The sequence below is a fragment of the Proteinivorax hydrogeniformans genome, assembly GCF_040515995.1.
GTDB lineage: Bacteria > Bacillota > Proteinivoracia > Proteinivoracales > Proteinivoracaceae > Proteinivorax > Proteinivorax hydrogeniformans.
The window spans coordinates 2,738,386-2,760,578 of record NZ_CP159485.1; the positions used below are offsets into that span (position 1 = coordinate 2,738,386).

Genomic DNA, 22,193 nt, shown 5'->3' on the forward strand with positions numbered 1-22,193 from the left:
TATAATTAAGCCCTTTAACACTATTTTTGTATTCCCTACTTATATCATGTCCTGATAATTTTTGTTTAATGCCATTTTCCAGAGCCTTTAGCTCTAACACTGTCTTTTAAAAACATAGATCATCTTGTCTACGAATCCAAACTTAATGATTTTACGTTTTATCAAACCTTGAAATTGGCTAAATAGTTTTTGATAACATCCTACAAAGTTCCAAGCACAATTATACCACAGATAAAAAAAAATTCTACATAAGGATAAATAAATTTGTAAGATTAAGGAATAATAGCATATATTATTGTCCTTTGGGGGAATGTTATATGACCGATGAAAACGGTAAATTCAAAAGCAGAAAAGACAGGTATATGAAAAAAAGAAAAGAAAAAACACAAGCCAAAAGATTTACTTTCAAACAAATAACTCTTTCTTTTGTTATCCTCCTACTTTTACTTGCAGTATCAGTGTCAGGGTATTTAGTTTATTTAGCATATACGATACCTCAACCTGATTTAGAGGAGCTTAGCGCTCCGAGCATGGTCTTTTCCAGAGACTATGAGGAAATGGGTCTTACAAACTATAGACAGATCTATACTCCTATCGAAAATATCAGCCCTTACTTAATCAACGCCATTATTGCTGTAGAAGATAATAGCTTTTATGACCATATAGGCTTTGATCCTATTGCCATTGCAAGGGCCTCTTTAGTCAACCTAACGCAAAGGCGTTATGCGCAAGGTGGGAGCACGATAACCCAGCAACTTGCTAAAAATGTTTTCCTAACTGGAGAAAGAGCCATGAATAGAAAGGTCAAGGAGCTAGTATACGCTATAAGAATCGAACAGCTTTATTCCAAAAATGAAATCTTAGAGCAATACCTTAACACTATATACTTTGGGCATGGCAATTATGGGGTGGGAGCTGCTTCCCGCTACTTTTTTAACAAAACACCAGATGAACTCACTTTAGATGAAGCCACCCTTTTAGCAGGTATAATTAACGGCCCCTACCTTTTTACTCCAGATTTAGATAGAAATATTACTCCACCAGAAGCTTCCGAGGAGTTTAACCCTAGAGAAGAGCAAGATATAGAAGTTTTAAGTCAGTCTCGAACTTATAGAAGGCGGACACTTGTGTTAAATAGGATGTTAAATCAAGAGTTTATCTCCGACCAACAGTTTCAAGAAGCTAACAACACTCTTATCGATTTAGACCTAATCAACACTGCCGGTGATATCCAGACAATAAACATTAACAGGGCGGCAAAAGAAGCTAATATGATTTTATCTAATATGGGTTATGACAACCCTTATTATGAGCGATCAGGTTTTCAAATAATAACAACGCTGGATTTAAGTTTACAAAAGCAAATGGATAACGTCGCAATTGGCAAGTATGAGAATATAGTGGGAGATAATCCTCGGCCTGAAGAGTTTCATTTAGGCGCTATAACTATAGATTCAGCAACAGGCGAAATTTTAGCAGCTAGAGGCAATTGGCGTAACACTGGGTGGAGCTATCTCTTCTCTGGAAACGCACGCCCCGGTTCGGCAATGAAACCTATTTACTATGCCTACTTTTTGGAAAATGGGGATTACACTCCGCTAACCTTACGCCCATGTAGTAGTGAGGTGGCTGAGCAGTTCGAAGAAGATTTTGGGGCAGAAATTACCGATTTCACTGGTGACTACCACGAATCAGAACTGAACCTAAGGCAAGCAATGGCAGAGTCTTGTAATATGTATGCAGTTACAACTGCAGCGGAAATAGTCTCACAAAATAGAATCGCTGATTTTCAATCTTTCCTAAATAACTATAATATCCATGGAATTAATCCTAACTATCCTGCTAGCATCTTAGGCTCTGACTCCCAAAGCTTGCTAAACATGGTTGCTGCATATGCAACCTTTAACAATGGTGGTTATTTGGTAGAACCTTACATGGTACAGGAGATACGGGATATTGATGGAAATACTATCTATGCTGCTAATCCCCAGCCAGGGCCACAGGTTATTAGTCCTGAAGTGGCTTTTTTAACAGCTAGCTTGATGCGTAGCGTTATCGACTCGCCCGACGGAACTGCTAGTTATATAAGGGGTACAGTACCAAATGTTGATGTGTCTTTAAAAACTGGAACTGATGTGGGGTCAGCTAGAAACACCTATTCAATCGCTGGGTCTAGCGGTGGATTAACTACTTTGGTGTCGGTACAGGAAAGTAGATATACCGATGCGTTTAAGCAAGAGATCATAAGACTTCCTAGCGGTACTGCAGCTAGGTTTTGGGCCAATTATATGAATAGAGCTCTACCCATCTTGCATCCTGAAGGAGTTCCTGTACTGCAGCCACCACAAGGTGTTACTGAAGTCATCTTATGCTCAGACAGTTTATTATTAGCTACTGACAACTGCCCTGACCCTTTTACAGAGTTTTTTATAACCGGTACAGAGCCTCAAAAAAGCTGTGATATACATGGCGATGACACCTATAAAATCTGTATTGACTCTTGGCAGTTGGCCACTGATTATTGTCCTGAAAATCGAGTTTGGGAAAGACAGTATAGATTTTTTGAGCCACCACCAACAGAGCGTTGCTCTGTGCATGCTCCTCCTTTGGAGGATGAGGATGAAGAAAATGGCATGATTGAAGATGAGTTTATAGACGATGATGAACAGGAAGAAGAGGACGAGGACGAAGATGGTGAACAGGATGAAGAGGATGAGCCTGATATTGACGATCCTGAAGAAGCAGTTGATGATGATACAGAAGAAAATAACAATGAAGAAGATTAGAAAAATAACCCCCGCAACTTAGACGGGGGTTATTTTTAGTTCATAAACTTATTTATTTTGCTCATAACTTCTTCGCTACTACCACTTACTGTGGTGCATTTTGGCAACGACCGGATAAACATATTTCCATAGTGTTTTGTCAAAATTCTTTTATCAGTGCAAACAACAATACCCTTATCTTCTCTACTTCTTATAAGCCTTCCAAACCCCTGTTTAAACCTTAAGATAGCTTGAGGTACAGTGTATTCCATAAAGGGGTTGCCACCTTCTTTTTCGATAAGCTCCTGCCTTGACTGCACTATGGGCTCATCTGGAACGCTAAAGGGCAGCTTTACTAATATAACATTACTTAAAGATTTTCCTTGTACATCTACGCCTTCCCAGAAACTAGCCGTGGCAAATAGAACCGAATTGACATCGTTTTTAAAGGTTTCAAGAAGTTGATGTCTCTGCCTTTGCCCCTGTTTTAAGGCAGTAATTCCTTTGCTTTCTAACTGATCTTTGAGTTTATAAAATACATCGTTTAACATTTTAAAGGAAGTGAATAAGACAAAAGCACTTCCATCGGTCTGCAATATTGCTTTTAAAATTAGTTCCGTATTTTCAGCTAAAAATTCGTTAGAATTAGGAAGCGGTATATCCATAGGCACACAAAGCATTACCTGCCTTTTATAATCAAAAGGCGAGGGAAGGATGCACTCCTCTAGCTTTTCAGATTGCCGGCTTAAGCCTAGCCTTTTTTTAATATAAGAAAAGTTTTGGTTGGTAGCTATGGTCGCAGATGTTAAGACCACAGTTTCATACTTTTGAAATACATTTTCGTTAAGCTCTGCAGAAACATCTAAGGGCGCCAGACACAGCGAGACGTTTTTGCCTCTGCTGCTACTATTTAGCTCAATCCATCTAACCTCTCCATCAGATTGAGAAAGTAAAATGCTTTCTAAGGTTGATATAATCCCTTCAACCCGTCTATTCATAGCATTTAACTCCACAGCACTTGTAAGTAGATGAGAAAATACTGTAGCTGGTAGGTTTTCAACTTCATCTAACAGATCATTTAGACCTTTAGTAAACTCACTAGCCTTCTTTATATACCCTTTTGTTATCTTTCTTATAGGCATATAGTCTACACTTTGTGAAACTTCCTTAGTTATTCTTAATTTATTCTTTTTTTCTCCCTCTATAATCCAGTTTTCTATAAAGGTAAAGAACTCGTTTGTAGCGTCAACTAGTTGAGCTAGCTGGGGTATTAGAGCGTTGATCCGCTCTTCTAAGCTTTTTTTAACAGTAATAGGGATCATTTTATGAGTTTGGGTTTTATTTAAAACCTCTTTTAAGGTTCCCACTTGCTTACCCTTCTTCTTTGTTTGATATATTCTGCGCAGCTGCTTGAGCAATAAAAACCGATTTATCGAAGCTCCAAAGTAGGTAGTGGCAACATCCTCTACGTTATGCCCCTCATCTAGTACGATGCCATGGTAGCCAGGAAGAACACCGCCTTCCATGCCCTTACTTTTTAAGGCTAGATCTGCAAAAAGCAGGTGATGGTTAACAACCAATATATCAGCAGTAGCGCTTTCTCTTCGCGCCGCAAAAAAGAAACAGTCCCTAAAATGGGAGCATTGAGCTTTGGTACACAGGTCCGCCTCTGAGCAAATTTGCTCCCAGTTCTTCCCTTTAGGTTTAAAACCTAAATCTGATTTGCTACCATCAGTGGTAGCAAAAGCCCATTCCCTGATTTTTTTAATCTCTGTTAGGTCATCATCAGTCTCCTCAAACAAGTCTCCTTGAAGCTTATCGAGCTTTGTTTTGCAAAGATAATTACTTCTACCCTTGACTAGTACTCCCTTAAAATTGACATCTAAAGTCCTTTTTAAAAAAGGGATATCCTTTAATATTATTTGCTCCTGCAAATTTATAGTATTAGTAGAAACAACTACCCTTTTTTTGTTCTTTACAGCCCAAAGTATGCTGGGAATTAGATAAGCTAAGCTTTTCCCTGTCCCAGTTCCTGCTTCTACTATCACGTTTTTGCCACTATTAAAACCTTGCGCCACTTTCTCAGCCATTATAAGCTGTTCGTCTCTTTTCTCATACTGAGGCAAAAACTTTGATATAACTCCGCCGTCATCTAAAACATTTCTAACTTCCTCTAGAGGTATGCTCTGTAAAACTTCTGCCCTTTTAGGCTCCACAACTGTATAGCTATCGCGACAACTATTATCTACTATGACAAAGCCGATACCATCTGCTCCTAAGCGAGACGCTACGTTAATATCAGCAGTCGATGGAGTCAATCTTCCGCTGGGATGGTTATGAATAACTACATCTCCTGGTTCTAAGTCATTTAAAATGGCAGGAACACTAAACTCATTCCCCCTTGCTAAAACCTCTACATCGATAACCTTATCATCACTTAAAAACCCCCTAAAGAAAACCTCGTTTCCTTTAGCGGTAAGTATAGCTGCTTCTATCATTTTTCTGCTGCTTTCCCCGAAGGTTATTCCTTCCATTTTTCTCCACTCCAATATTATTATATACCTACATTATAAATCAACAAGGCATTCTTCTCTATAACTTCCCCTTCATTTCCCAAGCCATTTTTTTGAAAAATTTTTCTGCATAATAAACCCTTTTATCATACACTCTTTTTGAAAGAGGAAAATTTAATTTTGCCCGTTGCTGCACCACCATTTGGTGCCAGCTCCCACCTAAAAAAAACTTTAAAGCTTGCTTTGGACTTAAGTCTTCATCTACAACATAGTGCATGCCAAGCCAAACATCTAAAGTTCCTGTGTGGTCGATAATATCCGCGTCTTGCAAAATCTTAGTTTCTAAATGTAGGTTATCGTTTCCTCGCCTATTGTGATAGTAGATAAGCCTAGCTATTTCATTAATTTCTTGCTGACTTAAAACTTGTTTTAGTAGATTCTTAGTTTTTATAGCGCCAGTTAAGTTGTGAGGTTCCCTTCCCTTAGCCACATCATGAAAAATCGCCGCTATATACATTCTTTCTTTTGTATTATTTGATAAATCACCAAGCATATTTGCTAAATTAAGCGATAAATTCGCTACTCTCAATCCATGATAATAAAGATACCCTGTTTCTCGCTCTTTGTACTTTATATCCTTTAAATAGTTATATGCTATAGCTTTACTCCTCTTTATTTTCATCTACTTTTCCTTCACTACCTTTTGGGTTTTGATAATTTAACTTATTTTCAAAATATACGCTCCTAGACGGAAATGCCACCGAGACATTTTCTTTTTCTAGTATTTCCATTACCTTGAAGTTTACATCTTCTTTAACCGCCAAAAACTCTCCCCAGTCAGTTGTATTAGTAAAAAAGTAAAGAAATATGTCTAAACTACTATTATTAAAACCATCAAAATTTACAAATATAGTTTCCGGATGAACTTCAGGATGACTTTTTAGCATTTGCCGGATTAGCACTACACACTTATTAAGTTTTTCTTTCGGGGTGGTGTAGGTAACACCAAGTTTAAAGGTAATTTGTCTTCTGCCCATTTTAGTCCAATTAGTGACTGCTTCATTAGCCAAAACAGAGTTAGGAACAGTTACCAGAGCTTGTGCAAAGGTTCTTACTTTAGTGCTACGGAAAGTTATGTCCTCCACCACTCCTTCGACGCTAGGAGTTTTAATCCAGTCATCAATTGAAAAGGGTTTATCCATAATAATGACTACACCACCAAATATATTTGCTAGGGAGTCTTGAGCAGCTAAAGCAAAAGCTAGTCCACCTATACCTAGGCCTGCTACAAATCCATTTACGTCATAGCCCCACTCCTGTGCAATGATGCTGATACTTATAGCAATTATTACAACTCGCAAAGCTTTTGAAAGAAAAGGTATCAATATCTGGTCTAGTTCAATTTTAAATTTAGTCTTTATTTTTTCAAAAAATGAAGAGGATGTGTCAGCAAGGTTATAAAATCCAGAGGCGATAAAAGCTATTACTAACGATCGATACAGCCTTAACAGTAATTCTTGATAATTCTCGCCGATAAAAGGTATAGAGGTTATTGCCATATAAATTCCCAAGGTTAGTATTATTCTTTTAACAGGATTTTTAAACGCGGTTATAATTTTAGTGTCCGCTGAAGTATTTGTTTTCTCCGTTATGTTTACTATATAGGGAAATATATAAGCTTCAAAGATTTTAGCTATAAAGTAAAACAAAAAATAATATGCCATTGCTATTACGGGATATTTAACCACACCCCATATTAAAATTGCCCAAGATGGCATGCTTTCCCTAACACTATCAAGGGATATAAGTTCTAACAACTTTTTCACCTACCCTTTTTAACAAAAGACTAGGATTTATCCTAGTCTTTTGTGTTTTAATACTTTAATTTTTCCTCTAAAAACTTTTCTGCCTCATTAATTGAAATCCTCGATTGTTCCATACTGTCTCTATCGCGTATTGTTACACACTTGTCCTCTAAAGAATCAAAGTCAAATGTGATGCAAAAAGGTGTTCCGATCTCGTCTTGACGTCTATATCTTTTTCCTATGCTACCTTTTTCATCAAAGTCTAGCATAAACTTATCATTAAGCTTATCAAAAACCTCCATAGCTTCATCACTAAGTTTTTTAGAAAGAGGCAACACCGCTGCTTTAAATGGGGCTAAAACAGGATGAATTTTAAGCACAGTACGACTGTTCTTTTCTAATTCTTCCTCTTGATAGCAATCAGCTAAAAATGCTAATGCTAGTCTATTTAGTCCTACAGAAGGCTCTATAACGTATGGAACAAACTTCTCTTGGGTAATTGGATCTTGATAGGAAAGATCTTTTTTAGAGTGCTCCATATGCCTTTTTAAGTCAAAGTCTGTTCTATTAGCTACGCCCCACAACTCGCCCCATCCAAATGGAAACTTAAACTCGATATCAGTGGTGGCATCACTGTAGTGAGAAAGTTCGTTTTCATCATGATCACGCATTCTTATGCTATCAGGGCTGACACCTAGGTCTAAAAGCCACTTGTGACAGAATTCTTTCCAATAGTCATACCACTTGCCACCTTCACCAGGATGGCAGAAAAACTCCATTTCCATCTGCTCAAACTCTCTAGTACGGAAGATAAAGTTTCCAGGTGTAATCTCATTTCTAAAGCTTTTGCCTATCTGAGCAATTCCAAAAGGCACTTGCTTGCGACAGCTTCTGGCAACATTTTTAAAGTTTATAAAAATCCCTTGTGCTGTCTCCGGACGTAGATAAACTTCTGATTGCGAATCCTCAGTTACACCTTGGAAGGTTTTAAACATAAGGTTAAATTCTCTTATGTCAGTGTAGTTTATCTCTCCACATTGCGGACACTTAATTTCGTTGTTTTCGATAAAATCTTTTAGCTGCTTTTCTGACCAACCGTCTATGCCGGTAACTTCTTCTTCTTTATCTTGATGATACTCTTCCACTAACTTATCAGCTCTGTATCGAGACTTGCAATCTTTACAGTCAATTAAAGGATCATTAAACCCTCCTATATGTCCAGAAGCCTCCCAAACTTTTGGGTTCATAAGTAAGGCTGAATCTAAACCTACTACATTTAGATTTTGTCGCACGAACTTTTTCCACCAAGCTGATTTTATGTTATTTAAAAGCTCGATTCCTAATGGTCCATAGTCCCACGTATTTGCAAGACCTCCATATATGTCTGACCCCGGGAAAATAAACCCCCTACTTTTACAAAGTCCAACTAAAGTATCCATATCCATTTTTTTACTCATGTATTTACCTCCTATATTTTTGCAATATAAAAGCTTTCCATCCCCCAAGGGACGGAAAGCTTGCTTTCCGCGGTTCCACCCTTATTGACAGCAAAGTGCTGTCCACTTTAAGAACCCACTAGGAGTGCCTTCACTTGTTAAAAATTTTCGGGCTTACACCATCCCCGATTCGCTGAGAATTTTTCTTCAAGCTACTATTCCCCATCAAAGTGTTACCTGCTTTATTTTTTAATTTATACAAAAAAAGGTTAAATGTCAAGGTGTTATAGATTAACTATACTACTATTATCCCCAAATTCGTAAGATATTTCATCTACCATATAATCATGACATGTGAAAAACAATATTTGTATTTTTTTGCTAACATCCTTAATTACTTTTAAAACTTGCTTTCGCCTTTCTTTATCAAAGTTTACCATAATGTCGTCGACAACTAAAGGTAGTGGTTTGTTTGCCTGAGCAAACTCCACAGCTAAAGCAAGTCTAATACTTAAGAAAAGCTGTTCCTGTGTGCCTCTGCTTAGCTGGGTAGGTAGTAATTTTTCTCCTTCTTTTGTTATTGCCTTAAAAGTATTTTTTTCTTCATCAGAAACTACCTTTAAATATTCATTAGAAGTAATTTGCTTAAAATAGCGTGATGCCCTATCTAATACGCCAGGCTGTCTTTTATTTTTATGAGCTTCCATGGCATTTTCTAAAATTTTTTTACCAATAGACAAGCTATAATAATGAGATAACGCTTCAGTAAGTTCACTATTAAGTGTTTCTTTTTCATACTGTAAATTTTCTAGTACCTGACTGTTTTTTAATGTATCCAGTTGATTTTCAAGCTTTCCATATTCATTTAGAAGATTGTCTATTTTATTATCAGCATCTTTCTTTTGGATTTTATATTTTCCAATTTTCTCGTCAATGTCAGTACCTTTTATCTTTTCTAACTCTTTACCGATTTCTTTTCTCTCCCATGGAGATAATGATATTTCCATTTTTAATTTATGCATCTTACTTAACAGCTCATCTTTGTGCTTGCTTTTTTTATACCTCTCTTTAAGCTGCTCTAAACTCTTAGTCTCAGTATCACTGTAAAGTTTGCTTAGTTTGTTGTTTTTATCCTCTAATTGTTGTGACAAAATTTGTTTTCTTTGCCCTAGCATAGCCAACTCTTTTTCAATCTTTTCTTGTTCAGTTTTGTATTTTTTATGTAGATTTAGCTGGTTTTCTAGCTTATTTAAGTTAACTAAGCTATCTTCCAGTGTTTCTACTGTATCTCCTTTATAAATTCTGTTTACTAAGTCTGAAACACTTTTTACAAATTTGTTTACTTTCCCTTCTGCTTCCCTTAACTGTGACTCTTTCCTCTTTATATCGTAAAGAATTTGTTGGCATCTACCTATTTTTTCAATTGCAATTTTAGCTTCTTTTATTGACTGACCCTGGTTTATATTAATATTTATTAAAAGCTCAGACTTTCTTTTTTGTAAATCTTCTAGTTTCTTATCTGTACTTTGTTTTTGATGCTTTAACTTTTTTTGAATTGATAGAAGTTTTTCTCTTTCCTCTAAAAGATAGGCAAGATTATTTAGCCGCTCATTTTGCCTAAGCATACTGCTTTCATCTGATGATGTGCCTAACTTTGCGCAAATTTTTATTATTTCTTTGTTTACCATATTTTCTTGCCTTTTTCTTTTTAAGTAGCTATTAAACTCATAAGATAAGGATATAAAAAAGACACAGCTTCCCACAAAAGCAATTAAAGTTGATGCCCCTGTTGTTATTATGCCAAAAAAACCTGCAAAAACTGTCAATGCTACAAGACCTAAAGAAAGAAAAGAAAAAGTATAACCCTTTTTTGCCGTTTGCCCTGAAAGCTGGCCTTTAAGATACTGTAATCTATTGAACAACTTTTTTTGCTCCTTAAAATCTCGTTCATTAACTTTTAGCGATATTTCCTCCAGCCTTTTCTCCACTTTCTGCTGCTCTTTTTCAAGGTACTCACTTTCACTGCTAAGTTTACTGTATTCATCGTTTATGTTATCTAGTATGGTGGAGCATGAGCTAGTATTCACACTTAATAATTCCTGATTGTCTCCGTAAAAGTAAGCACTTTCAAGTAGTTTTTCTACTTGTTCTTTTTTACTTTCCAGCTCTTCCTTTAGCTTAAAAAGTGGAGGTTTTTCTCTTGCTATATTTGCTTCCATCGCTGCCTTGTTAATTTGATCTTCCATTGTGAGAAGCAGTTTTTCTGGTTTTTTTTGACTTTGCTCTATTTGAATACGCTCTTCTTCTATCCTGATTTGATCTAACTCATTTTTTAGATATTCTATTTCTTTTTCTATCTCTAATGCGCTAGATACGTGGTTAGAATCGACGACTTTAGAAGGTAGGCTTTGTAACAAAGCCTCAATCTCTAACAACGAAAAATAAGCAGGTCTTATCTTATTTAATTTTTCTAGTTTGTTAATTTCGTTTTCTAACCCTTCCCTTAGCTTCTTTTGATTAACTAACTGGCTATTAACCTCTTTAATCTTTTGTTCTAACATAGGAATCTTATCAGCTTCTAACCTAGCTTTATCTTCTTTTTTACTAATTTCATCTAGTTGTATAAATAAGCTATTTACTTTCTTCTTAGTGCTTTGGGGAGAGTATAGCTGCTCTGTCTCTTTGGTTAAGTTTTGCACCACAGAATTAACGTCCACCCCAAAGCCGGCACCCTGTAGGTAGCCTGTTAGTTCTTCTTGGTGTAAACTTTTGAAGTTTTGAAGCTGATTGATATCAAAGCAAAATACATTCTCAAATATCTTTTTGTTAAATCCCGGAGGAAAAAGTTCTGCTAAGTCCTTAACTTCTTGACCATGTAAAGTACTAAGTTTTGCTTTGATATTGCTTTTTGCCTTTGAACCCTCTATCCTTTTAACTCTAACAACTTGTTTATTTGTTTGAAGGTCTAGATATCCACCATAACTTCCTCCATTTATAGGCGGGTACCTATCAACCCTTCTTCTGCTTTCAAACCCGAACAATATCGAAGATATGAATTTTTTCAAAGTGGTTTTGCCTTTTTCGTTTTGCCCATAAAAAACAGTGAAATGTGGGCTTAATTCATCTAACTTAAAATCTTTATGTATCCCAAACCCACTAATGTTTATCTTAGTTATCTTCATAGTAATCCACCTTTTCAACAACTAAATCTACTGCCTTTTGTAATCCTTGCTTAAAAACCACATCCATATCTATTTGCTGCTTATCTAAAAAGTTTACAAGTTTGGCGTTACCTCTACTTAACTCATCTAGAATTTCTCGTTGAAGCTTAGAGTCTTTTTCAACCTCAGAGCAATAATTTAAAAAGTCCCCCAAAAAACTCTGTTGTTGTTTTAGGGATTGTAAATTAACATCATGTAGAGTTTCTTTCTGAATGCTTTCTAGCCAAACAAAATCATGCGAACAATCTACTTTTGACCTCAACTCTTCTGTAATCCCTTTAAGATCATCTTTATCTATATTGTGTAAGTAACCTCTGCCGGTTAATATAACTCGGACAATTACACCCTTTTCATTATACTCTCTTTTTAAGTTTTCCAGTGTTTCTTTTACGCTAAGCATTAGACCTCTATAGTCTAGACCCTGTATGTCTATTTTTTGTTGTAACCAAATAACATCTGCTAAAGGAATGAACTCTTTTTTCACCCTCGATGAGGTGACTTCTACATAGTAGCATCCCCTTTTTCCCGTTTCATTGGGCGTTTTCCCCATGGGACTGCCGCTATAGACTATAGCAGGAAAGTCTGATAGTTCTGTCGGCTTATGTATATGACCTAGCGCCCAGTACTGGTAGTTTTTTGACAACAGGTCATCCTTTGTGCATGGACTATAATCCCCTGACAATTTTCTTCCCACCTCACAGTGTAAAACTCCTATATCTATATCTCCTTTTGCCATAGGAAACTCTTTTACTAAGTTTTTAGGTACACTTTCTGTGGGGTAACTTATGCCATGTATATAAGCATCTTTAAAGCCAGTTATAGGAATTGATTCGACATTTTTTGAAAAAACATGAACATTTTCAGGGTAGGGATAAACCTTTTCTTCTTTAATAGGGTCGTGATTCCCCCCAATTATATAAACAGGTATATCGTGTTCATTTAGCTTTTCAAAAGCTTTTCTACACCTTAGCTCTGCTTTAACTGTGTGCTCAAGGGTATCTAGCAAATCACCGGCTATTATAACAAGGTTTACTTTTTTTGAAATAGCTAACAGTATGATGTTGTCTAAAATACTATATGAGCTTTCTATAAGCTTTTGCCGCAGACTTTCATTTGCTTTCAAGCGCAAAAAAGGCCTATTTATATGAATGTCAGCGCAATGGATAAATTTAATCATTTCCAACCCTCCTGTATTTAGCACTTCGACATCGAACTTATGTTTTCCTGCAAGAAGTGTATCGATACGCCATCTATTTGTTAGCAATTGTATTGATACTACATTTATCCATTGCTAAACTTGAGTTGACGAATTATTATAGGGAGGTTTTGTGAATGAAAAAATTATCTGTTTTACTTATATTGGTTTTGGCTTTATCTATATTTGCCGCTGGCTGCTCAGACGGCTCGAATCGAGACTATTTAAATATGGGGTTTGTCCCTATGATGGATGCTGATGCCTTAGTCGAAAATGTAGAACCTTTGGCGGAAATGTTGTCAGATGAATTAGGTATGGAAGTTAGGGCTTTTACTGCTACTAGGTATGTTGGGGTGGTGGAAGCTTTAGGTTCTCAACAGGTGGATTTTGGGTTTATTCCACCCATGGCTTATATTTTAGCCAATCAACAAAGTGATGCTGAAGTTATCTTAACGGCATTAAATCAACACGGCGAGGCCTTTTATCGCTCCCAATTTATAGTAAGAGAGGATAGCGATATACAAGATTTCGAAGATATTAAGGAAAAAACTGTGGCGTTTGTAGACCCTTCTTCCACATCCGGCCATATCTTTCCCCATGCTCACTTAAAGGATTTCGGACTAGAAGGTGATCAAGATTTTAGTTACCATTTTGCAGGTGGTCACGACAGCGCCTTACAGCTTTTGCTAAACGGCGATGTAGATGTTGCTACAACTTTTGTCGATGCTAGAGAAAGGTATGCAGAGGATTTTCCCACTGCTTTAGATGAGACTCGAGTACTCGGCTATACCCAGGATATCCCTAATATTAGTGTGACTGTGGGTAGTCACCTAGATAGTGAAATGCAGGAGAAAATTCAACAAGCTCTATTAAACATTTCCGAAGATCCAGAAGGCAAAAAGCTTCTTATTGACCTATTTAATCAACATGGTTATGTAGAAGCTGATGATAAAGATTATGATGTTATTAGAACAACAGCAAAGCTAATGGATATAGATCTTGAGGCTCAGTAAAGATGGTCAGGCTAGAAAGCGTATCTGTCTCCTACCAAAAAGATCTTGAAGCATTAAAAGATGTGTCACTGTCCATTGAAAAAGGTGAGTTTGTCGCAATAGTAGGGCTTAGCGGTAGTGGAAAATCTACGCTACTTAGAACAATAAACTTTTTGACACCACCTTCAAAAGGCGACGTATATGTTGACGGCGCGAAAATCTCTTCTTTATCTAAAAAGAAGTTAAAAAAAGTTCGGGCAAAAATAGGGTTAATTTTTCAAGATTATAATTTAGTGGATAAGTACTCGGTCTTTAACAATGTGCTTCTTGGAAGGCTAGCTTATACTCATACATTATCCTCGATTTTAGGTTTATACTCTGCTTCAGATCATAAACTAACTGAGGAAAATATATTAAAAGTAGGATTAAAAGATAAGATGTTTCAGAGGGTGGACAGGTTAAGTGGTGGACAAAAACAAAGGGTTAGCATTGCTAGAGCGCTAACCCAAAACCCTAATATAATTTTAGCAGATGAGCCTGTATCTAGCTTGGATATTGCCACCGCGGAGTCTGTTATGGATTATCTAGTTAAGTTCAACAAAAAGCGCCAAATAACTGTGATAGTTAACTTGCATGATATCAATCTTGCAAAGAAATATGCTAGTCGAGTTGTAGGACTGAGGGATGGGAAAGTAGTTTTTGACAACTCTCCTACTCAGCTGACAAATGAGATGTTACATGAAATATACTATTAAACCTGTCGGTTTGACCCTCATAATTTTGGCGCTTTTCATCTATAGCGGTTTTTTGATAAACTTTAATATTTTTAGAATAGTGGCCGGCTTGCCTGATATGGCCGATCTTCTTATTAGGATGTCACGTCCTAACATTGATCACCTAGAAACTATTCTGCCACGCCTTATAGAAACCTTTGAAATGGCTATAATAGGCACTGTAATCGGGTCTTTTTTTTCCGTAATGATATCAGTACTAGTAGCGCGAAACACTGCTCCTAGCCGTTTGCTTTCCCTAGTTCTTAACCCGATATTGGCGATATTTAGGACTATTCCCAGTGTTGTGTGGGCAGCTCTTTTGGTAACTATTTTTAGCATCGGTAAAACTCCTGGCATTATAGCCTTATCAATTACAGCTCTATGCATTGGAACGAAATTATTGAGAGAACAGATAGAAGCTATCCCGCAAAATAAGATTGCTTCTTTTACTGCCTTAGGTGCTAGCGCTGCTCAAACGTTTTATTACGGTATCTTCCCAGTAATTTCCCACAATTTTGTTTCAGTTTTTTTCTTTATTTTAGAAATAAACATTAGAAGTGCCACCGTGCTTGGTTTTGTAGGCGCTGGAGGTATCGGTCAACTTCTAGAGATGGATTTAAACTTTATGAACTATGGAAACCTTGCCACCATAATCTTGGTGCTTATTGTTTCGATTGCAGTTATAGATTCTTTATCTTTAGGTCTTAGAAGTACTTTACACAGATTATGGATTCCTCTTAAAAGCTGGAAACAACAAAGAGTGGTAAATTTCGTTAAACCTATTTTAACAACACTTGTCTTTATCGCGGCGCTTTTTCTAACAGCTAATAGTATCGAGGTTGACAACGAGCGAATGTATTTTGGCTTAAATCAAGCACAATCTATTGTTTTACGAATGCTCGATTTCGACCTGTCATATGCTAGTCAAACTGTTAGAGCAGTGGGGGAGACCTTTGCAATAGCAGTTTTTGCTACCATTTCAGGAGCTTTTTTTGCTCTCTTTTTGGGAGCTATGACATGCTACTATCTTGTCCCTAAGCCAGTTTATTTTGCAACTAAGTTTATAATTAACTTGATTAGAACTTTTCCAGTTATAGTAACAGCTATTATCTTTTTTAGGGGAGTGGGTTCAGGCCCCTTAGCTGGAGCTTTAGCTTTATCTGTTTATAGTACAGGCGTATTAGCCAAACTTTATGGAGAAATCTTAGAAAGAGACTGTCAAAAACTTTTCCTCAGTTTAGTGGCAGTTGGTGCTAATCCTATACAGATTTTTAGGCATGGTCTGTTAATACAATCAATTTCTGAGTATATCAGTATTGTGCTATATCGATTGGAGTCTAATATGCGTTCGTCAACTTTACTTGGTATTGTTGGGGCTGGGGGTATCGGAGCTCCTCTCATTATGAATATCAGCAACAGAAATTGGGAGCGTGTAGGTATTTTACTTTTCGGGGTACTTATACTTGTTCTATCTGTTGAAAAGTTAAGCTATATTCTAAGAAAAAAAATTAGCTAATAAATAAGTTATGGGCCCTATTTTGTAATGATAGGGCCCATAACTTATTTATTAGCTGCTTAAGTATTTTACGTCTATTTGTTTATCAATAATCTCTTTCTCCCATTTGTTCAACCCATAGAGATTATGAATTAATTTTTCCACTTCAAAGTACAAGCTATTGGTTTTATCCCCTTTGTAGTTTATGGAATCCACCATTTCGATGATGGGTTTTTGTTCACTTAAATTGCATCTAGGTATTGGTATTGACTGTATTTGGGATTTTAACACTTTTATGCTGCAGTACGATTGCTGAAAGTACATTTGTGCTGCTTTTGAGTTCAGCACAGCAAGTATAAATCTTATATCGTAACCTTTAATATCAGGTATTAGAAAGTTGACACTATTTAAAGTTAGCACTCCATGTCTGTCTAAAGCAAAGACTAGGTTTTTGTTTATGAATCTGTAAACAAGTTTTGCCTGTCTGTAAAGCTGCTCTGGGGCCACCTGCTGAAAGCAATTTTTTAAGGAAAAGTTTATAAAAAAAGATGGGTCTTTTAATTGGTATTTAAAAACTTCCTTTCCCGTAATTATGGGTTCACCTTCTAGTTTGTCCTTAGATAAAAATCTTTGGTTATCACCTGTAACTATTCCCATACCATAATCCACATTTTCTTTTAAGTAAATGCAGTTTTGTTTAAGCTTATGCCTTATGTTGTGGTTAGGTGGCGTAGTTAATATGTTCACAGCACTGTCGTTGTCCATAAACCTGTTTTGTAAATAAGTTTCTTTATTATTTTCTTGATATATGCTAACTCTGTGGAAATATTGTGGATATCTCTTAGAAATAATCAATAGTACTGCTTCGCTCATAACTTTTTCAAATGCATTTTTAAAGTGTGTAATTGACTGGATAGTATGGCAGTTAATCAGCCTTTTTCTACTTTCCTTATGCTTTGAAACTATTAAATACGAATAGGGCAATAAAAAACCTATTGTCCCACCCGGCTTTAGCAAAGAAATTCCCTTTTCAAGAAATAGCTTAAAGGAATCTGCTTTTATCTGAGAGCTAACTTTGCCTCCCCATGGTGGGTTGCCTATAACCACGCCAAACCTTTTAGAAAGATTTGTATCCAAAAAGTCTGCCTGAATAATGTTTGGCATTTTATAACCTTTGCCCTGAATTAGCAGAAGGTTTATTTTACAGAGGAGGGCAGCAATGCTATCAAGCTCTATACCCGCAAGTTTTTCTATATCACTACTTTCAAATTGGTTATACTGATAAGCCTCCAATAAGAAAGCCCCCGTCCCACAACAAGGATCTAAAACTGTTTGATTGCTAAGGTTTCTAAAAGTTCTTTTAACAACAAGTTCTCTTACTTTTTTAGGAGTAAGATAAAAGCCTTGTTCACTTTTTTTCCCTTCTGTTTTAAAGGAAGAGTATAACATTCCTAAGATATCTTCACCCTTCGTATATGGCAAATCCGTGCTTAAAGCTTCCGTTAACACTTTAGAATCCTCTGCACTAAAAAACACATTAAAACCTATCATAAGCTTGGCTATATTTTTATCCTCTATTTTTTCAGGAGTGTGTATAGCTTTGTTGATACACTGGATAAGTCCTCTCTTTTTTAAAAGAATGGCGGAAGTTATCAACAAAATTTTTCTATCTATGTGGATTACTTTAAGCCTATTTCTTTGAAAAGTTCCAAACAGCTTGTTGGCAGCCTCAACAGTTTTTTTGCATTGTGAGTAGTTACTACTTATTTCATAGCTGGTTTTTAAAACCTTGTTTCGCCTAGATTTAAGCTTGTTTTTTAATACCTTATTAAAATCTAAGTCGTCAGGTTCTTCTAAGCTCCACGCTCGAAGCCAATTTTTTAATGTGCTATCATTAATATTTATTGATTTTATGTTTTGCTTCATGTTTTTTCACCTTTATTAGTTTTATTTTTTTTATTTTCTGTTTTTTGTTAATTTTAGTTGGCTTTTTAGGTATAATAGTAACTAAAAGACTTGGGAGGCATTTTTCTATGTTTGATTCTAGTATTTTAAAAACGCTATTAAATATAATAAATGTATTTAATTATAAAGAGTTTAAGTTTAATTCTGTACAGTACCACTCTAGTAAAGTGCAGCAGGGGGACCTTTTTGTTTGTATTAAAGGATATCTCTTAGATGGGCATGAATATATCGCTGAGGCGTTAGAAAATGGTGCAGCTGGTATTGTAGCAGAGAGGGAGCAGCCCCAATATGATATACCCCAGTTTCTAGTTGACAACTCTCGGAAAGCTTTAGCAAGACTTTCCGATCATGTAACTCATTCTCCATCAAAAGATTTAACCATGGTGGGAATAACGGCTAGCAACGGGAAAACAACTACTAGCTTTATGGTTGATTCTGTGCTTTCGCATTCTAATTTCAACACTGGATTGATAGGGACAGTTGCAGTAAAATATGCAGATAAAACTATTCCTTCAAGCTTAACCACCCCAGAATCTTTAGATCTTCAAACTTATCTTAAAAAAATGAAAGAAAATAACGTTGATTATGTAACTATGGAAGTTTCATCGGCAGCCCAGGAGCTTGATAGAGTGGCGTATGTTGATTATGATATTTTCACCTTAAATAACCTGACCCCCGAGCATATAGACTTTCATGGTAGTTATGAAAAATATATCCACTCTAAAACTACGGTTTTAAGGGAGCTTGACCCATCAAAAGTTGCGATATTTAATGTTGATTGTGAGGACACCAAAAAACAAATCTATCAAACAAAGGCAAAAGTAATTACCAGTGGGGTACAATCAAAAGATGCAATGGTTACAGTTGATAATCTTGATTTAACCACAGGTAAAGCACGGTTTACAGTTAATGTAAATAAGCCTCTTCCTACTTTAACAGAAAAGTACGTCAATCCTACGTCCTTTGATATAAGCCTTAACGTTTTAGGATTACATAGTGTTTATAATTCCCTGACAGCGATAATCATAGGTTTGATTAACGAAATATCTCCTATGGAAATAGAAAAAGCATTGCAAAAGTTTAAAGGAGTGGAGCGAAGGTTTGAGCTAATCTATAATGAGGAGTTTAAAATATTAGACGATCATTTTGCCAACGCTGCAAATATTGATGTTACACTTAAAACCTTAGACTATATGAAATATAACCAATTACATCTCATTTATGCAGTAAGAGGAAGTAGAGGAGTTGATGTAAATAAAGAGAACGCGCAGTCCATTTTGAAATGGGCAGAAAAGCTTTCTTTAGATCATTTAACGGTTAGCTTAAGCAAGGATTTTGTAGGCGCTAAGGATGAGGTCTTGCCAGAAGAGCTTAGAGCATTTTCTGATGTCATGAAAAAAAGCCCGATAAAAATTTCTTATTACAACTCCTTAAAAGATGCAGTTACTGATACCCTAGGTGTAGTCAAACAGGATGATGTGGTTCTTTTGGCCGGAGCTCAAGGAATGGATCCTGGGGGGAAAATTGCGCTAGAATATATTTATAACCAAAAAATTAAAGAAGGAACCGCTACTTATCAACTAAAGCAAAAAATTGAAGCTATTTTACGAGAACGAGTAGCTGGTTTATAACGCTAAAAAGGGTCATCTCAAATAAATTGAGATGACCCTTTTAGCGTTATAACTATTTAGATTGTAAAGCTGAGCTCAGCTGCTTTAAGGCTTTTTCTAACGTCTTTTTATGGCAAGCTAAGTTTAATCTTATAGATGAGCTTGGGCCACCATACTTCTCGCCAGGCTCTGCAACCACCTTGGCGTTTTGCAACGTGAACTCAAAAGCTGATAACCCTTTTGTATCTACCTCTTTCATATCTAACCAAACTAGGTACGTCCCCTGAGGCCTGATCAATTTTATTTGCGGCATCTTGTCTTCAATGTACTCCTGGAGGTAATCTATGTTTCTTTCAACATAATCTAATAATTCATCTAACCAGCTATCACCGTATTTATAAACAGCCTTAGTGGCCTCTATGCCCATAGTGTTTGGAAATGAATTGTAAACCTTGGAAAACTTTTCTCCCACTATTTTTCGAAGATTCTCACCTGGCACTATAATATTAGCTGTCTGAAGACCTGCTAAGTTGAAGGTTTTGCTTGGTGCAGTGCAAATAATTGTGTTGTCAACAAACTGCGGATCAACTTCTGTAAAAATCGTGTGTTTGTTTGGTTTAAAAACCAAATCATTGTGAATTTCGTCTGATATCACTGTTACGTTGTGCTTTAAACATAATTCCCCTAGCTTTTGAAGCTCCTTTTTGCTCCACACTCTCCCCACCGGATTATGTGGACTGCAAAGCACAAAAGCTTTGACATTGTTACAAATTAATCTTTCCAACCCTTCAAAGTCCATTTCATACTTACCATTTCGTTCTACTAATGGGCTGTCCACCACTTCGCACCCTACCTTATGTACCATGTTATAAAAATGGTGATATACCGGACTTTGTATAATAACTTTATCATTTGGTTGTGTGATTTCTTCTAAAATAGCTGTAATAGCTGGTACTACGCCAGGGGCTGGGAATATCCAGTCTTCGCTTATCTCCCAGTTATGCCTTCTTTTCATCCAATTAACTACAGCCTCGTAGTATTTAAAAGTGTTGCCGGGATACCCAAAAATTCCGTGCTCCACCTTAAGCTTTAGCGCAGAAATAACCTCCTGTGGTGCAGCAAAATCCATGTCAGCAACCCACATTGGAATGACGTCTTTTACGTTGTATAAATCCTCCACCCCATCATATTTCATGGAGTCTGTGTCTCTCCTATCCACACTTTTTTCAAACTTTATCATATTAAACCCTCCCAAGTTTAACTAAAATAACCCCCACGTTTTTGTGCAACCAGTTCTTAAACAGTTTAAGTAAATGGGGATTTAACGCGTTCATTTTGTAACTACCTATAAACTATATCTTAAGAGTATAATAATTAATTGCTTTTGTAAATATAACTAAGGTTATAATTATTTAGTGTTGATTCCTTCAAGCAGCCTTTATATAATTGAGATAGCGAACTAAAATTTTGTTAGGAGAGTGATAAGGTTGAAAACTGTATTAACGGTAGACCTGCCTAATGGGGAAACTATTGGGTATCGTAAGCATGGGGTAGGCAAAAACACATTGGTGTTAGTGCACGGAAATATGACATCCTCAAAGCATTGGGATGTACTAATGGAGAGCCTTTCAGAAGATGATTATACGATTTACGCAATTGATTTAAGAGGGTTTGGTAAATCAAGTTACAATACCCCTATAGACTCATTGGGTGACTTCTCCGATGACTTAAAAATGTTTGTAGATAAGTTAGATTTAAAGAACTTTGTGTTAGCGGGTTGGTCTACTGGTGGCGGTGTTGCTATGCATTTCTCCGCGCAACATCAAAGCTATGTCCAAAAGCTTATTTTACTAGAGTCGGTTGGAGTAAAGGGCTTTACCTTGTACAAAAAAAGTATTTTCGGCAAAAACAAATTAGATGCAAGAGTAACAACAAAAGAGGAGTTAGCAAGTCAGGTTAAGCCAATCCAAAAGGCTCAACAAAAGGGTCGTAAATGGTTTATGAAATTTATTTGGAATTCAACTATTTATGTAAACAATAAGCCATCAAAAGAAAGGTACGAAGAGTACCTAGAAGATATGATGACACAACGCAACATACTAGATGTTAACTGGGCTCTTCTAACTTTTAACATAACTGATGAGTCTAATGGTTTAACCCAAGGTAACGGTTTGGTAAACAAGATAAACATACCAACTCTTGTAATACAAGGTACAGATGATAAGGTTGTAAAGCCTGGTATTTCCCAGGAAACTGCAGCAGCCATAGGAGACAACGCAAAGCTTATTATGTTAGACAACTGTGGTCATTCACCACTTATTGACAGGCTTGATAAATTAGTGGGGCTTTTTGATGATTTTGTCTTAGAATAATACTATAAGGGCGTCTCAAGCTATCTTTTAGATAGTTTGAGACGCCCTTTT

Annotated in this window: 14 protein-coding genes; 6 read left to right on the top strand and 8 right to left on the bottom strand. The window is 36.4% G+C overall.

What is annotated here, in order from left to right:
• Window positions 1-317: 317 nt before the first annotated feature.
• Complete coding sequence (locus tag PRVXH_RS13125) at window positions 318-2,786, top strand: transglycosylase domain-containing protein (protein ID WP_353893206.1); 2,469 nt, start codon at window positions 318-320, stop codon at window positions 2,784-2,786.
• Between the two features lie 35 nt (window positions 2,787-2,821).
• Here the strand turns inward: PRVXH_RS13125 and PRVXH_RS13130 are convergent, their stop codons facing one another.
• The 6 genes from PRVXH_RS13130 to PRVXH_RS13155 form a co-directional block, all read right to left on the bottom strand.
• A complete protein-coding gene (locus PRVXH_RS13130; RefSeq protein WP_353893207.1) occupies window positions 2,822-5,299 on the bottom strand; it encodes a helicase C-terminal domain-containing protein in 2,478 nt (825 codons plus the stop codon).
• Window positions 5,300-5,357: 58 nt separating this feature from the next.
• The gene (locus PRVXH_RS13135) at window positions 5,358-5,960 is read right to left on the bottom strand and encodes an HD domain-containing protein (RefSeq protein WP_353893208.1); all 603 of its coding nucleotides are present in this window, start codon (window positions 5,958-5,960) and stop codon (window positions 5,358-5,360) included.
• The gene (locus PRVXH_RS13140) at window positions 5,941-7,095 is read right to left on the bottom strand and encodes a mechanosensitive ion channel family protein (RefSeq protein WP_353893209.1); all 1,155 of its coding nucleotides are present in this window, start codon (window positions 7,093-7,095) and stop codon (window positions 5,941-5,943) included. The genes PRVXH_RS13135 and PRVXH_RS13140 overlap by 20 nt, the downstream gene beginning before the upstream one ends.
• Before the next feature lie 56 nt (window positions 7,096-7,151).
• Complete coding sequence (locus PRVXH_RS13145) at window positions 7,152-8,540, bottom strand: glycine--tRNA ligase (protein ID WP_353893210.1); 1,389 nt, start codon at window positions 8,538-8,540, stop codon at window positions 7,152-7,154.
• A gap of 263 nt (window positions 8,541-8,803) precedes the next feature.
• On the bottom strand, window positions 8,804-11,701 hold the full coding sequence (locus PRVXH_RS13150; RefSeq protein ID WP_353893211.1) for an AAA family ATPase: 2,898 nt from the start codon (window positions 11,699-11,701) through the stop codon (window positions 8,804-8,806).
• Window positions 11,688-12,917, bottom strand: a complete 1,230-nt coding sequence (locus tag PRVXH_RS13155; protein WP_353893212.1) for a metallophosphoesterase — start codon at window positions 12,915-12,917, stop codon at window positions 11,688-11,690. Before PRVXH_RS13155 ends, PRVXH_RS13150 begins: the two co-directional genes overlap by 14 nt.
• Window positions 12,918-13,072: 155 nt before the next feature.
• Between PRVXH_RS13155 and PRVXH_RS13160 the strand changes: the two genes are divergently transcribed.
• From PRVXH_RS13160 to phnE, 3 genes are read left to right on the top strand one after another with little or no spacing between them, the layout of a single operon-like run.
• Complete coding sequence (locus PRVXH_RS13160) at window positions 13,073-13,948, top strand: phosphate/phosphite/phosphonate ABC transporter substrate-binding protein (protein ID WP_353893213.1); 876 nt, start codon at window positions 13,073-13,075, stop codon at window positions 13,946-13,948.
• Window positions 13,949-13,950: 2 nt separating this feature from the next.
• Complete coding sequence (gene phnC / locus PRVXH_RS13165) at window positions 13,951-14,682, top strand: phosphonate ABC transporter ATP-binding protein (RefSeq protein WP_353893214.1); 732 nt, start codon at window positions 13,951-13,953, stop codon at window positions 14,680-14,682.
• Window positions 14,666-16,216, top strand: coding sequence for a phosphonate ABC transporter, permease protein PhnE (gene phnE / locus PRVXH_RS13170; RefSeq protein ID WP_353893215.1), 1,551 nt, complete (start codon window positions 14,666-14,668; stop codon window positions 16,214-16,216). Before phnC ends, phnE begins: the two co-directional genes overlap by 17 nt.
• 51 nt (window positions 16,217-16,267) lie before the next feature.
• Here the strand turns inward: phnE and PRVXH_RS13175 are convergent, their stop codons facing one another.
• Window positions 16,268-18,121: an N-6 DNA methylase gene (locus PRVXH_RS13175; protein WP_353893216.1), complete on the bottom strand. Its 1,854-nt coding sequence runs from the start codon at window positions 18,119-18,121 to the stop codon at window positions 16,268-16,270.
• A gap of 107 nt (window positions 18,122-18,228) precedes the next feature.
• Here PRVXH_RS13175 and PRVXH_RS13180 point away from each other — a divergent pair, with 107 nt between their 5' ends.
• On the top strand, window positions 18,229-19,791 hold the full coding sequence (locus tag PRVXH_RS13180) for a Mur ligase family protein (RefSeq protein WP_353893217.1): 1,563 nt from the start codon (window positions 18,229-18,231) through the stop codon (window positions 19,789-19,791).
• Window positions 19,792-19,843: 52 nt separating this feature from the next.
• Here PRVXH_RS13180 and PRVXH_RS13185 read toward each other — a convergent pair whose 3' ends face one another.
• A complete protein-coding gene (locus PRVXH_RS13185) occupies window positions 19,844-21,010 on the bottom strand; it encodes a MalY/PatB family protein (RefSeq protein ID WP_353893218.1) in 1,167 nt (388 codons plus the stop codon).
• 247 nt (window positions 21,011-21,257) lie between these two features.
• Here PRVXH_RS13185 and PRVXH_RS13190 point away from each other — a divergent pair, with 247 nt between their 5' ends.
• Window positions 21,258-22,142, top strand: a complete 885-nt coding sequence (locus PRVXH_RS13190) for an alpha/beta hydrolase (RefSeq protein ID WP_353893219.1) — start codon at window positions 21,258-21,260, stop codon at window positions 22,140-22,142.
• The last annotated feature ends 51 nt before the right edge of the window (window positions 22,143-22,193 follow it).